The organism is Streptomyces sp. NPDC000941 (assembly GCF_053599555.1).
On sequence record NZ_JBSFMM010000044.1, the window covers coordinates 1 to 13329 of the forward strand.

Below are 13329 nucleotides of genomic sequence, written 5' to 3' on the forward strand. Positions count from 1 at the left end.
GGCGTGTCGCTGTCTCATACTCACCACAAATTCACGACTGCTGTACGGCCACCGGTGCGACGGACAGCAGCGGCCGGTAGTGGCCCGCCGGATAGGGCTCCCCGACGGGCTCGCCCGCGACCTCGATCCAGGCGTGTGCCTCGAACGGGCTGGTGCGCACGCCCGTGCACCAAGTGGGCCACACGCCCCGGCTCCGGCACAGCAGAGCAGCCGCGATGGACCGCTGCAGACACGCCTGGCCCGCACAGCGCAGGCTCACCGCCACCACGGCCCGCCGGGCGGCGAGCGCCTGCTCGGCCGTGGCGGGGCGGGCGCCACGGCGCGCGAACTCCAGCACCGCGCGCACCCGGGCCGGTTTGGCGCGCGCCAGCAGCCGGGCCACGACCACCGCGAGCCACGGCGTCAACCGCCGGTGGAGCGGCAGCCGGTCCCGGTCGGCCAGGGCCATGGGGGCGCTCATCGGGCCTCGATGAGGAGATGCGCGGCGCGCAGTTGAGCTACCACCTTGGAGACATCGCGCCGCGCCGCGTCGGAGTCGAGTTGGTGGCGGGCGGCCAGCTCGTCGGCGGTCTGCTCGTCCGTACGGCCGTCCAGCAGGGTTTTCAGCACGAACACCCCGGTGGGGTTGAGCTGCCAGTAGCGGCCGGTGCGCTGATGGAGCAGGACGGCGCCGTCAGCGGTCTCGGCCATGGACACGTCCTGATGCAGATTCAGGGACATCATCGCTTCCCAAGAGGTCGGGGCAAGGAAGAGGTTGCCGCGCGGGCCCAGGTCTCACAGCCCAGAAGCTTTTCGGTGGTGATGTCCCTGGAGATGTCGGCATGCGGGGTCAGCAGGTACTCGCGCAGCGCCCCTGGGGACACCAGACCCATCTCGGCCAGGACGGAGTCGGCGAACACCTCCAGCAGCGCAGACAGATTGCGCTGCCGCCCGGCCCGTACATCGGCGCTGAAGTCACCCTTGGTGGTGCGGCCCAGCACCACGTCAGGCACCAGCCCCCGCATGGACTCGGCCAGCAGCGGCTTGTAGCGCCACGGTGTGACGCGCTCGTGCAGCCGTACCGCCAGCGCCGCCTCCACCACCCGGTCGTCCAGATACGGCTGGTGCAGCGCCACGCCCGCCGCGCCGAACAGCCGGGCCACCTGCCGGTACGCGGGCGCGGTGATCCGCAGCGCGGTGAGGTACTGGTGCTGGCCCCGGTCCGCGGCGTAGGGCGCGGCGTGTTCGGCGGTGGCGCGCAGCGCCTCGCGCGCGGCGGCCACCGCGTCGTCGGTCGCCCATGCCGGGGCGCGCAGTGGGGCGAGACCCCAGCCCAGCGCGGGGACTCTGCGGGGCGGTGGCGGGCCGGTCAGCTGCTCGGCCTGGGCCAGCCACCACTGGGCGGGGCTGCCGGCCCGTACCAGCCGGGCGGCGATCCCGGCGAGCGGCCAGCGGCTGAGCGCGCGGTGTCCGCGCAGATGGCGGACGGTGGTCAGCGGGTGGCGGCGGGCCAGCCGGTACAGATAGCCGGGGGCCGGGCCGAAGAGCTCATCGGCGCCGTGTCCGGCCAGATGTGAGCGGGACCCGTGCCCGGCGAGCAGCCGCGCGGTGTGCCGTACGCGGGCCAGTGTGCGCGGGTAGAGATACGGCCGTTCGGTGTCGGCCAGGGCCCCGGGGTCGGTGAAGATCGGCGGCAACTCGTCCTGGGCCACCACCAGATGGTGTGCGTCGGGCAGTGCCTCCGCGGCGTGCGTGGCGAAGTGGTTGTCGTCGTTGCCCGCCTCGGCCTCGGCCCAGCGGAAGGTGAGCAGGTCCGGGGTGTGCCGTGCGGCCAGAAAGCTCAGGGTGGTCGAGTCCATGCCGCCGGACAGATCGGCGCTGAGCGCGCCCGTGTCCCCACGCCGCCCGTCCACCGCCGTGATCAGCGCGGCCCGCAGCACCGCCGCGCCCGGCTCCAGGCCGAGTTCGGGCTCCGGGGCCCGCCACCAGCGCACCTCACGCGCCCGGCCGCCGGGCTCCAACAACAAACAATGATCGGGCGCCACCGTGGACACGCCCGCCCACACGCTGCGGTCGGAGAGCGGCGGCGGCAGCATGCCCCCGCACACGACCCTGGTGGCCAGCGCGTCCATGTCGATACCGGACCCGGTCAGCGCCGCGAGCGCATCGGCCCGGTCGGCGGCGATCGGCACCTCGCCCAGCCGGGCGTGGAACACCTGGCGCAGCCCCGTCACGCTGCCCTGGACGCGGGTGGTGGCCCCATCGGCCGCCACCACATGGAAGCTGCCCGGCAGGGCCCGGGCCACCGCGTCCACATCGGTCAAGGTCCGTATCCGCCGGCACAGCGCCTCGAGCCGGCCGGTGGTGACCGGGCAGAACCCGATCACCACCAGTCGCACGGGCCCGGTCGCCACCTGACGAATCTCATCCGGCTCCCACCGCCCCACCAGCCACGGTCGGCCGGACGGGTGCGCAATCAGACGAGGAGCCTCAAAGGGATACGCATCAAACGAGAGCTGTGTACCCGGCACGTCCGGAAGGACGACAAACCCGGCGCTCATCTCAATCGGCCTGGATCAAACGGCCCGGAGGGCTACCGTCACCCCCAGCCCTGCTCACCGAGCACATCCTCGTACCGGTGGCCGAACCCCAGCGTGTCCTCCGAGAACTCACCCACCGCCACCAGGGCCGGCGGCTCGTAGCTCTCGACGGTCTCGTCCGATCTCGCCTGCATCTCCATGGGTTTTCCTCCAGAGATAGATCCAGTGAATCGACCCCGAGGTCGCCCACTGATTACCCTCCCTTCGAAAAACCATGCGACTCACGCGCCCCAGTTGCCACGGTTCGACAGCTTCCTGACGCATCCGCTCATACCCGTGTCGGCAGCGGCCCTCCGTTGTAAGCGATGGCGTCGGCGAACGTCGCGAAGGGGTCGTACGCGCCACCGTTCCGCTCCGCGTACGCCCGGTGCAGATTGAGCACGATGCGCTCGGGGTCCGGCAGTTCGGCGAACTCACCGAGCGAGCAGGCCCGCGCCGCCTCCAGCGGCGTCAGCCCGTCGCGCAGGCCCGCCTCGGCGGCTTCCAGCACCAACCGGTAGTAGCGCCGGTGGGTGTCCAGCACCTCGGGCAGCGTGTTCGCGTCGATGAGCGGGCCGTGCCCGGGTACGACATGCTCGGGCTCGAACGCCGCGATCCAGTCGAGCGAGCGCAGCGCGCCCTCCACGGAGCCCATGAACACCAGTGGATTGACCTGGTGGAAGAGCAGATCCCCGGCGAACAGAACACGCTCCTCGGGAAGCCAGGCGACGGCGTCCCCGGGGGTGTGCGCGGCATATCCGGGGTGGTGCAGCTCGATGCGCCGCTCCCCCATGTGCAGCGTCAGCTCCGTACGGAAGGTCACCCCGGGCGGCCGCCGGGTCACCCCGCCCCAGTCCGGGACCGGATGCCAGGCGGGCGGACACCCGTCGATCACGGTGTCGGCCAGGATCCCCTGGCGCGTCGCCTCATGCGCGATGATCACGGTCGTCCCGGGCAGCAGGCTGTTGCCGTGGGTGTGGTCGCCATGCAGATGGGTGTTGACCGCGTACCGCACCGGCGCACCGCCCGTGGCCTGATCCACCGCGCGGAGGAGGTTGCGGACGCGGCGCTCGGTGGCGCAGGTGTCGACGAGCACGACCCCGTCGTCCCTGGCCACGACGCCCGCGTTGTTGACCCACCACGAGCCGTCCGGCTGCACCCAGGCGTACACGCCGTCGGCCAGGGCATGCAGGGTGCCGGTCTCTGCGATCATCGGTGCGCGGCGAATCGTACGAACTGGGTCCCGCCGTCACAGCCGAGTTCCGTCCTGCTCATAGCTCTCCTCGCAGTCGCGCCGGCAAGGCCCGTGGAGTCCTTCGGAGCAAGGGCCTGCGAGCGCAGTCTCGCATAGCGCATCTCTGGTTCGATCGTGCGCTCACCGCAACCCGCCTGGGCCCGGTCTCAATCCCGGTAGTCGGGGGCGACGCGGTCGAGGAGGCGCAGCAGGGCGGACCAGGCGAGGTCGTAGGCGTCGTCGTCCTGGTAATCCGAGTCGCGCGCCTCCGCGTTGAGTTGCCGGGCCGCCAGGTCGCACACCGCTGGATCGGGCAGTACGAGAGCGGTTCCGGTTGCCTGGGCCGACAGCTGTATCTGGCAGGCCTTGTCCAGGTAGTACATGCGCAGGAACGCCTGGGCGGCGGAGGTGCCGACGGTGAGGAGACCGTGGTTGCGCAGGATCATCACGGGGTGGTCGCCGAGGTCCTCCACGAGTCGCTGCTGTTCGTCGAGGTTGAGCGCGACCCCCTCGTAGTCGTGGTACGCGACGCGGTTGTGGAACTCCATGGAGATCTGGTTGACCGGCAGGAGCCCGTCGCGCTGGGCGGCGACGGCACAGCCGGCGGGCGTATGGGTGTGCAGGACGCACTGGGCGTCGGGCCGGGCCCGGTGTACGGCGCTGTGGATGACGAATCCGGCCGGGTTGACGCGGTGCGCTGTGGTATCGACGGGGTTGCCGTCGAGATCGATCCTGACCAGCGAGGAGGCGGTGATCTCCTCGAAGAGCAGGCCGTAGGGGTTGATGAGGAAGTGGTGCTCGGGGCCCGGCAGCCGCAGCGAGATATGGGTGAAGATCAGGTCGGTCATCCGGAAGTGGGCCACGAGCCGGTAGACGGCGGCCAGCTCGCGGCGCAGCCGCTGTTCTTCGGAGGTGACGGCGGTGGTCATCGAAGGTCCTTTCCGTCGCGGGGAGTCGGCCGGGGCCGGGCGACAGCGCCTGCGGGCTCGTGTCCCCTCAGCACGTCGGCCACGTAGCCGGCGGCCATCCGGAAGGGGCGGCTGTGGGCCTCCGGGGAGTACCAGGCGGCGTGCGGATTGACGATCACGCCGGGGAGCGCGAGCAGGGGCTCGTCGGGGGGCGGCGGCTCGGTGGGCAGTACATCGAGGGCGGCGCCCGCGAGGTGACCGCGCGTGAGAGCGTCGGCGAGGGCACAGTGGTTTACGAGGCCGCCGCGCGAGACGTTGACGAGGCACGCGCCGGGCTTCATGGCGGCGAGGGCCTCCGCGTCGACGATCCCTTCGGTGGCGGGGGTGAGCGGAAGGTGCAGGCTGACCACGTCCGCGACGGCGAGCAGGGCGGTGAGCTCGTCATGGCGCGCTACGCCCCGCTGGTCGAAGGCATCGTCCGGTGCCGTCGGGTCGTACGCCGCGACCCGCATGCCCAGTACCGCCGCACGGTCCGCCACCGCCTGGCCGATCCGGCCGAACCCGACGAGGCCGAGCACGCTCCCTGCGGCCGTGCGGGGCCGCGCGGCCAGGACGTCCCATCGGCCCTGCCGTACGGACCGGTCCAGCACCGTGACCCGGCGCAGCAGGCCGAGGACGAAGGCCAGAGTGTGTTCGGCGACCTCGTCGGTGCAGTAGCCCGCGCTGGTGGTCACCCAGGCCCCGGCGGCCGTGACGGCGTCGACGGGTATGTGGTCGTAGCCGGTCGCGGTGACCGCGACGATCCGAAGGTCGGGCAACGCGGCCACCTCCTCGGCGGTCAACTCGGTCGACGGGCCCAGCAGCAGGGCGACGACGCCGGGGCCGCTGGGTACCCGCTCGGCCCGGACCACCTCCACCGGCAGTCCCGTCAATTCCTGTGCCACGTCGTCGAGTTCACCGAACGCGTCGAGGAGTACGACGCGCTCCCGAGGGCGGTGCGAGGTCATCTGCGGTTCTGCCTTCCCAGGAGGGTCACCAGTGTGCGGGCGTCGGCCAGGCCTTCGATGCGCTGGACGGCGTCGGCCACGGCCTCGGCCTGCTCCGGGGGCAGGGTGCGAGCGGCGAGGCCGTCGAACTTGGCGCGGACCGCGGGGCCGTCGAGGGGGTTGGTGGCCGAGCCGAGGGGGTCGGCCACCTGCTGCGCGTAGGTGGCTCCCGTTCGGGTGGTGACGGTGACGACCGGCTCCGTGTCGGCGTCCATGGCCGGGTCGACTTCCAGCACGATCCGCTCCAGCACCGAACGGACCCGCGGGGAGCGCCGGTTCTCCTCGCCGTACGCGTCGAGGCCCGCGCCGCCCAGCGCGACTCGTGCCGCGACCGCGTACGGCAGGCTCAGCTGCGCAGCCGCCAGTGTGGCGACGTCGGTGCCGCCGCACATGCTGTGCACGGCCGGGCTCAGCCGTACGTGGATGCCGGCCACGTCGTCGGCGGAGAGGCTGTGGACGCCGAGGACCGCGCCCACGGCGTCGACCGCGGAGTGGGTGGAGCGGCAGGAGGCGTAAGGCTTGAGGGAGCAGCGGGAGATCCGCCATTCCCGGCCCAGGCCGGCGGTGAGCGCGGCCGGCTCGGCGCTGGTGGGCGCGAACGTACGCAGGAAGCCGCCCCAGACGTCGGCGAAGACCTGGGCGGGGCCGGTGACGCCGTGCGCCGCGAGCAGTGCCGCGGTGACTCCGGCCTCGGCCGCGCGGCCCGCGTGCAGCCGCTTGCTCATGGCGCCGTCGTGCACGAAGGCCCAGATGCCTCCGCTGAGGCTGCCCGCCAAGGCGAGGGCGTGTGCGGTCCGGTCCGGGTCGAGGCGGAGGACGGCGGCGGCGGCCGCGGCGGCGCCGAACGGGCCGCAGGTGCCGGTGGAGTGCCAGCCCGCCTCGTTGTGGGGCCAGTAGCCGCCGCAGGCTTCCAGCACCCGGCGGGCCACGTCGTAGCCCACGACGACCGCCGTGAGGAGGTCGGCGCCGGAGACGGGGGCGGACGCGGCGGTGACGGCCGCGAGCGCGGCGGGCACGACGACGGCGCCGGAGTGGTCGCAGCCGCCGGCGTCGTCCAGTTCAAGGGCATGGGCCGACACCCCGTTGACCAAGGCGGCACCGCGCGGGGACAGCCCGAGGCCGGTTCCCCACACGGGGGCCTCGGCACCGGGGCCGGCGGTGGACTCGGTGGCGGTGAGCATGCGCAGCAACGCGGTGGTCTCGGCGCTGCCCGCGCCGGCGAGGGCAGCGCCGAGGGTGTCGAGGAGGTGGTGCCGGGCCTTGCTGACGACCGCCTCGGGCAGGTCGCCGATCCGGGTCGCGGTGGTGAGGTGGGCCAGTGCCGCCAGGTCGTCGGTGGCGGTGGTCATCGCGCTCCTTCGGCATCCCCGGCGAGCCGGGCGAACACCTCGGCCGGGTGGTCCGGATCGTTTCCCGGCCGGGTGTCCGCCCACCAGTCGGCGACCTCCCCGGCCGTGGCGAGCCATACGTCGTCGTGACGGCGCACGTGCTCCAGCAGCTCCCTGACCAGACGGATGCGGCCGGGGGTGCCGGTCACCTCGGGTTGCAGCCGCAGGACGTAGCAGAGCCCGAAGCGGCGGTAGGCGTCGAACTCGGTCGTCCAGTTGCCGAGGACCTGCTCGTAGGAAGCGATCCGCGACTGCCCGGCGGGGAAGGCGGGGTCGAGGTTGAAGAAGAAGTAGGGGTGGTCCTCCAGCTCGTGGTGGACCGGGATCTCGATCAACCGCCCCGTTCCCGCGGTCGGATGGAAGTACGGCAGGTCGTCGCCGCGCAGGGACGAGGTCCAGGTGAAGCCCAGTTCGGCGAGCGCGTCGGGGAACCCGTGGGCCCACTCTCCGGCGGGAATGCGGAAGCCCCTGGGCCGTACGCCCGTCACCTCGGCCAGGGCAGCGCTCGCGCGTTCCAGCACCGCACGCTGGGCCGGCAGGTCCAGGTGGTCGAAGTCCTCGTGGTCGTGGCCGTGGTTGGCGATCTCGTGCCCGGCCTCGGCGATCCGCCGTACGAGACGGGGATGGGTCTCGGCCTGGCGGCCGGGCACGCACCAGGTGGTCCGTACGTCCTGGTCGGCGAACTCCCGCAGCAGGCGGTCGACGCCACGGGTGGCACCGTACCGGCCCACCGAGAGCGTCTTCGCCCTGCGGGCCATCTCGGGAGAGGCCGCGAGCAGGGGCAGTTCGGCGTCGAAGTCGACGCTCACCACGACGGCGCAGCGGGCGCCGCCGGGCCAGCGCCCGGTCGGGGGCGTCTGGGGTGTCTGGGACGTTGGGGGCGTCTGGGGCGTCGGCTCAGGCATGCTGTACCGCCTCCTGCCCGGTCCACCAGGCGGCCACGTCGCGGCAGGTGGCGAACCAGACGTCACCGGCGTCGCGCATGTGTGCCAGGAGCCGTTCGAGCAGCAGCAGTCGGCCGGGCTTCCCGGAGACCTTGGGGTGGAACAGGGTGGTCATGCACAGCCCCTCCGCGTGATGGCCGTCGAACTCGCGGGTCCAGTTGTCGAGCGTGAGCTCGTAGCCGGCGATGCGGTCCTGGCCGCTCGGGTAGTCGGGATTGCGGGTGTAGGCGAGCGAGGCGTAGTCGTCCAGGTCCCAGCGTCCGGGGATCTCCACCAGGGACGTCAGGGCGCCGTCGACCTCGTGAAGGTACGGGCGGTCGTCGCCGCGCATGGAGCTGGAGTAGGTGAACCCGGCATCCAGCAGCAGCCGGGGAGTGTCGGGATGCCAGTCTCCGGAAGGGGTGCGGAAGCCGACGGCGGGAATGCCGAGAACGTCCTCGAAGACCTTCTGGCTGCGTGCGATGACGTCGGCCTGCTGAGTCGGCGTCAGGTCCCAGTAGCGTTCGTGCCGGTATCCGTGGTGGGCCATCTCATGGCCGCGGTCGACAACCGCGCGGCAGGCGTCGGGCCAGGTCTCGACGACCCAGGCGGGGGTGAAGAACGTGGCCGGCACGCCCGCGTCGTCGAGCAGGTCCAGGATCCGGGGCAGGGCTCGGTACGGCCCGTAGGCACCCAGGGAGAAGTAGCCGGGCTTGCGCCAGATCGCGCCGCTCAGCATCGCGTCGCCGGTCGGGCCGTCGACATCGAAGGCGAGCGCGACCGCGCTGCGGGCGCCGTCCGGCCAGCGGCCGGCGGCCTCGGCGGGGGGTGGGGTCACAGGTGTTCCTTGTGGCGAGGTGCGAAGGGCGAGGTGCGAAGGGCGAGGAACGGAGGGCGAGGAACGGAGGGCGAGGAACGGAGGGCGAGGAACGGAGGGCGAGGAACGGAGGGCGAGGAACGGAGGGCGAGGTGCGCGTGGCGCGGCAGCGGTGTGGGGACCGGCCGGGTCCTGTCCGGGCGGACCCCACACCGTCGGTCAGCCCTTGGAGCCGTTCAGGACGGGCCTGATCACGGCGTACTTCATCCCCCCGCCGGCGAGGATCTTCGTGTACGTGCCGTCCTTGACCAGGGCCTTCATCGCCTTCAGGATGGCCCCGGACATCTTGGAGTCGCCCTTCTTGATGACGATGCCGAAGGGCGTGGACTCCAGCGGGGCGAGGACGGGCTCGTACTTGGCTGGGTCCTGCTTCTCGAAGTAGGCCAGGTTCTCCCCACCCTGCACCGCGATGTCGGCGCGGCCCTGCTCCAGCTGGAGCCGCGCCGCGGAGCCGGAGTCGGTCGGCAGCAGCTTGATGGCGCTCTTCCCGGCGCCGGTGCAGTACTGCTTGTTGTAGTCCACGGCCTGCTCGTAGTAGTCCGTCTTCTTGCTGACGGCCAGGGTCTTGCCGCACACGTTGCCGGGCTTGGTGTACTTGGCGGCCTTGGCCTGCAGTGTGTAGAACCGGCCCTGGGAGCCGAAGTAGTCGACGAAGTCGACGGTCTTCTGCCGCTCGACGGTGTCCGACAGACCTGACATGACGATGTCGACGCGGCCGGTCTGGACAGAGTTGAGCAGCTGGTCGAAGGACTGCTGGACGATCTCGACCTTCACGCCGAGCTGCTTGCCGAGCGCGTTGGCCAGCTGCACGTCGACACCGACGACGTCATGGGTCTTCTCGTCGAGGTATTCCATCGGCGGGAAGTCGGGGGACATGCCGACCCGCAGGGTGCCGGACTGGGCGACCGCCGCGGGCAGATCGCTGTCGGAGGAGGCGCTGGTGGCGGCGGTGCCGCCGCAAGCGGAGGTGAGCAGGGCCGTGCCCACCGCGAGTACGGGAAGGGGGCGGAGGGCTCTGCGGGCACAGCTGGTTCTGGACATGGGAGTTCTCCAGCGGATCAGGGGCGGGGACGAACGAGAGAAGGGGAGAGAAAGGGGCTGTGCGGAGCCCGGGTGTGCTGCGGGTGCTGTGGGTGGTACAGGTGAATACGGGTGTTACAGCACCCGCGACAGGAACGCCTGAGTGCGCTCGTGCCGTGGGGAGTCGATGACCTCGGCCGGTGTGCCGATTTCGAGGATCCGGCCACCGTCCATGAAGGCGACCCGGTCGGCGACCTCACGGGCGAAGCCGATCTCGTGAGTGACGACGACCATGGTGAGGCCGCTGTCGGCCAAGTCCTTCATCACGGTGAGGACCTCACCGACCAGTTCCGGGTCGAGCGCCGAGGTGGGCTCGTCGAAGAGCATCAGCCTCGGCTCCATCGCCAGGGCCCGGGCGATGGCCACCCGCTGCTGCTGGCCGCCGGAGAGCTGGCGCGGGTACGCGTTCAGTTTGTCGCCGAGGCCGACGCGCGCCAGGAGTTCCGTGCCGCGCTGCCGGGCCGACCGGGCGCTGACGCCCTTGACCCGCACCGGGCCCTCGATGACGTTCTCCAGCGCCGTGCGGTGCGGGAAGAGGTTGAAGCGCTGGAAGACCATGCCCATGGCGCGGCGCTGGCGGACGATCTCCCGCTCCGGCCGCTCGACGAGTCTGGTTCCCTGCTGCTGGTAGCCGATGATCTCGTCCCCGAGCCAGATCCGGCCGGAGTGGATGGTCTCCAGGTGGTTGATACAGCGCAGGAACGTGCTCTTGCCCGAGCCGGACGGGCCGAGCAGGCACAGCACCTCACCGGCGCCGACCTCCAGGTCGATGCCCTGGAGCACGTGAAGGTCGCCGAAGTACTTGTGGACCGCTTCGGCCCGCACGAGTGGCGAGGTGGGCGAGGAGGCGGGAGTTGAGGGAGGAGTCGTCATCGCGGGACGGGCCTTCTTCCGACGGCGGCACGGAACTTCTGGAGTGGAGTCAGCGGCAGCGGCCGGGAGGATCCCCTGGCGAAGTAGCGCTCCACGTAGAACTGACCCACGCTCAGCACCGACACCGCCGCGAGATACCAGATCGCGCAGACGATCAGCAGTTCCATGATCCGGTTGTTGACGTAATAGGCGTGCTGGGCTTCGAGCAGGATCTCTGTCACGCCCACCGCGGACGCCAGTGAGGTGGTCTTGAGCATGCCGATGGTCTCGTTGCCGATCGGGGGCACGATGACCCGCATCGCCTGCGGAAGCACGACCCGGTACATGGTCTTCAGACGGCCCATACCGATGGCGTACGCGGCCTCCGTCTGTCCCTCGTCCACCGCGATGATGCCCGCGCGGACGACTTCAGCGGTGTAGGCGCCCTGGTTGATGCCCAGGGCCAGGGCCGCGGCCACGAACGGCGTCATCACCTCCACGGTCCGTACGGTGTAGACCCCGGGGACGGACAGCACGGGGAAGACCAGCGCGAGGTTGAACCACATCAGCAGTTGGAGGTAGACCGGCGTACCCCGGAACACCCACACATAGAACCAGGCGACACCGCTGGTGACAGGGTTCTTGGACAGCCGCATCACCGCGACCAGCACCCCGAGCGCGATCCCGAGCAGCATCGCGACCACCGTGAGGAGCACGGTCATGCCCAGGCCCCGGATGAGGAATCCGGCACCGAGGTAGTGGCGCACGATGCCCCAGTCGATCTGTGCCCCGGCGAACGAGTCGACGAGAAAGGCGACCGCCAGGAGGACGACGGCGGCACCGGCCAGGCGCCCGGGATGCCTGCGGGATTCGGTGAGCATCTCCTCGGCGGTGCTCGGCGGATCGGATCTGCTGACGGTCTTCGTGGCGGACTTACCGGACATGCGGAGCTCCTGGTGGCGCATGGGCGGGGGACGGGTTCGGACGCGCGGGTGGGCAAACGGGGCCGGGCGCCGACGGGAAACCTGGCGGGGAACGGGGTCAGACGCGTGGGCCGTCGTACGCGGCGGCCCAGTCACGGTGGCCGAGGAGACGGTCGGCGAACTCGTCGATCTGCTCCACGACCCGGTCCGGGGCCGTGCCACCCCGGCTCGAACGCGCGGCCAGGGCCGCTTCCACGGTCAGGACGGTGCGCACCTCGGGGGTGAGCCGGGGATCCACCGCCGCGAGCTCCGCGTCGCTGATCTCGGGCAGGTCGATGCCCAGGTCCTCGCAGCGCCGCACCACGGCCCCGGTGATCTCGTGGGCGTCCTGGAACGGCACGCCCCGCAGCGCCAGCCAGTCGGCCATCTCCGTGGCCAGCGTGAACCCGGCGGTCGCCTGGGTGCGCAGCTCGGCGGTGTCCACCTTGAGCGTCCGCACCAGCCCGGACATGGCGGGCAGCACGGTCAGCAGGGTGTCGACGCTGTCCATGGCCGACCGCTTGTCCTCGGCGAGGTCGCGGTTGTACGACAGCGGCAGGCCCTTCAGCGCGCCGAGCAGGCCGGTCAGGTTGCCGAGCAGCCGCCCGGCCTTGCCACGGGCCAGTTCGGCGATGTCCGGGTTCTTCTTCTGCGGCATGATCGACGACCCCGTGGCGAAGCGGTCGTCGAGCTGGACCCAGCGGAACTGCCGGGAAGCCCACAGACAGATCTCCTCGGCCACCCGCGACACGTCGACGGCGAGCATCGCGGCGGCGAAGGCGAACTCCGCGACGTGGTCCCGGGAAGCCACCGCGTCGATCGAGTTGCGGCACGGGCGGTCGTAGCCCAGCTCGGCGGCGGCGAGTTCCGGATGCCGGGCGACCGCGGAGCCGGCCAGCGCGGCGGCGCCCAGGGGGGACTGCGCCGCCCGCCGGTCCCAGTCCCGCAGCCGGTCCGCGTCCCGGTCCAACGCGTGTGCGTGGGCGAGCAGTTGGTGCCCGAAGACGATGGGCTGGGCGGGCTGGAGGTGGGTGAAGCCCGGGGCAGGGGTGCGGGAGTGCTCGGCTGCCTGCCCGAGCAGCGCCTCAATGAGGTCGACGGTCGCCAGGACGACCGTACGGGACTGGTCGCGCAGGTACAGGCGCAGGTCGTTGGCGGCCTGGTCGTTGCGGGAACGGCCCGCCCGCAGCTTCCCGCCCAGCGGACCCAGGCGCTCCGTGAGGACCCTTTCGAGGAACGTGTGTACGTCTTCATCGGCGTCCGACGGGGTTACCGCGCCCGCGCGGTAGTCCGCGTCGAGCTTGTCGACGGCGGCGAGGACGGTGGCGAGCTCGGTGTCGTCCAGGATCTCCGCACGCCGCAGCTCACGGGCGTGCGCCCGGGAACCGGCGAGGTCGTAGGGGGCCATGGCGAAGTACCCGGGCTCGGAGCGGGACAGCTTCGCGAGGGCCGGATCGGACGCTTCGCGGAAACGCCCGCCCCACAGCTTGGTCGTCATACT

General features: G+C 71.5%; 14 protein-coding genes. All 14 read right to left on the reverse strand.

Annotated features, from left to right (window positions below):
* Window positions 1–31 precede the first annotated feature (31 nt).
* Window positions 32–460, reverse strand: coding sequence for a lasso peptide biosynthesis B2 protein (locus tag ACWDSL_RS16565; protein WP_450485907.1), 429 nt, complete (start codon window positions 458–460; stop codon window positions 32–34).
* Window positions 457–690 (reverse strand): lasso peptide biosynthesis PqqD family chaperone, encoded by a 234-nt coding sequence (locus ACWDSL_RS16570; protein ID WP_450485909.1) that lies wholly within the window; start codon window positions 688–690, stop codon window positions 457–459. Before ACWDSL_RS16570 ends, ACWDSL_RS16565 begins: the two co-directional genes overlap by 4 nt.
* A 29-nt stretch (window positions 691–719) precedes the next feature.
* On the reverse strand, window positions 720–2393 hold the full coding sequence (locus tag ACWDSL_RS16575) for an asparagine synthase-related protein (RefSeq protein ID WP_450485911.1): 1674 nt from the start codon (window positions 2391–2393) through the stop codon (window positions 720–722).
* A 185-nt stretch (window positions 2394–2578) separates the two neighbouring features.
* Window positions 2579–2719 carry a lasso RiPP family leader peptide-containing protein gene (locus ACWDSL_RS16580; RefSeq protein WP_014175268.1) on the reverse strand — a complete coding sequence of 47 codons (141 nt, stop codon included), beginning with the start codon at window positions 2717–2719 and terminating at the stop codon, window positions 2579–2581.
* 128 nt (window positions 2720–2847) lie between these two features.
* Window positions 2848–3771 (reverse strand): MBL fold metallo-hydrolase, encoded by a 924-nt coding sequence (locus tag ACWDSL_RS16585; RefSeq protein ID WP_450485914.1) that lies wholly within the window; start codon window positions 3769–3771, stop codon window positions 2848–2850.
* A gap of 188 nt (window positions 3772–3959) precedes the next feature.
* Complete coding sequence (locus tag ACWDSL_RS16590) at window positions 3960–4721, reverse strand: class II aldolase/adducin family protein (protein ID WP_450485916.1); 762 nt, start codon at window positions 4719–4721, stop codon at window positions 3960–3962.
* Window positions 4718–5707 (reverse strand): C-terminal binding protein, encoded by a 990-nt coding sequence (locus ACWDSL_RS16595; RefSeq protein WP_450485918.1) that lies wholly within the window; start codon window positions 5705–5707, stop codon window positions 4718–4720. Before ACWDSL_RS16595 ends, ACWDSL_RS16590 begins: the two co-directional genes overlap by 4 nt.
* The gene (locus ACWDSL_RS16600) at window positions 5704–7095 is read right to left on the reverse strand and encodes an MmgE/PrpD family protein (RefSeq protein ID WP_450485920.1); all 1392 of its coding nucleotides are present in this window, start codon (window positions 7093–7095) and stop codon (window positions 5704–5706) included. The genes ACWDSL_RS16595 and ACWDSL_RS16600 overlap by 4 nt, the downstream gene beginning before the upstream one ends.
* Entirely contained in the window at window positions 7092–8039 is a 948-nt protein-coding gene (locus tag ACWDSL_RS16605; RefSeq protein ID WP_450485922.1) for a polysaccharide deacetylase family protein, read from the reverse strand. The genes ACWDSL_RS16600 and ACWDSL_RS16605 overlap by 4 nt, the downstream gene beginning before the upstream one ends.
* Window positions 8032–8895: a polysaccharide deacetylase family protein gene (locus tag ACWDSL_RS16610; protein WP_450485923.1), complete on the reverse strand. Its 864-nt coding sequence runs from the start codon at window positions 8893–8895 to the stop codon at window positions 8032–8034. Before ACWDSL_RS16610 ends, ACWDSL_RS16605 begins: the two co-directional genes overlap by 8 nt.
* A gap of 198 nt (window positions 8896–9093) precedes the next feature.
* The gene (locus ACWDSL_RS16615; RefSeq protein ID WP_450485925.1) at window positions 9094–9975 is read right to left on the reverse strand and encodes an ABC transporter substrate-binding protein; all 882 of its coding nucleotides are present in this window, start codon (window positions 9973–9975) and stop codon (window positions 9094–9096) included.
* A gap of 114 nt (window positions 9976–10089) precedes the next feature.
* Window positions 10090–10887 (reverse strand): amino acid ABC transporter ATP-binding protein, encoded by a 798-nt coding sequence (locus tag ACWDSL_RS16620; RefSeq protein WP_450485927.1) that lies wholly within the window; start codon window positions 10885–10887, stop codon window positions 10090–10092.
* Window positions 10884–11810, reverse strand: coding sequence for an amino acid ABC transporter permease (locus ACWDSL_RS16625; protein WP_450485929.1), 927 nt, complete (start codon window positions 11808–11810; stop codon window positions 10884–10886). Before ACWDSL_RS16625 ends, ACWDSL_RS16620 begins: the two co-directional genes overlap by 4 nt.
* A gap of 97 nt (window positions 11811–11907) precedes the next feature.
* Window positions 11908–13326 carry an argininosuccinate lyase gene (argH, locus tag ACWDSL_RS16630; protein ID WP_450485931.1) on the reverse strand — a complete coding sequence of 473 codons (1419 nt, stop codon included), beginning with the start codon at window positions 13324–13326 and terminating at the stop codon, window positions 11908–11910.
* Between the last annotated feature and the right edge of the window lie 3 nt (window positions 13327–13329).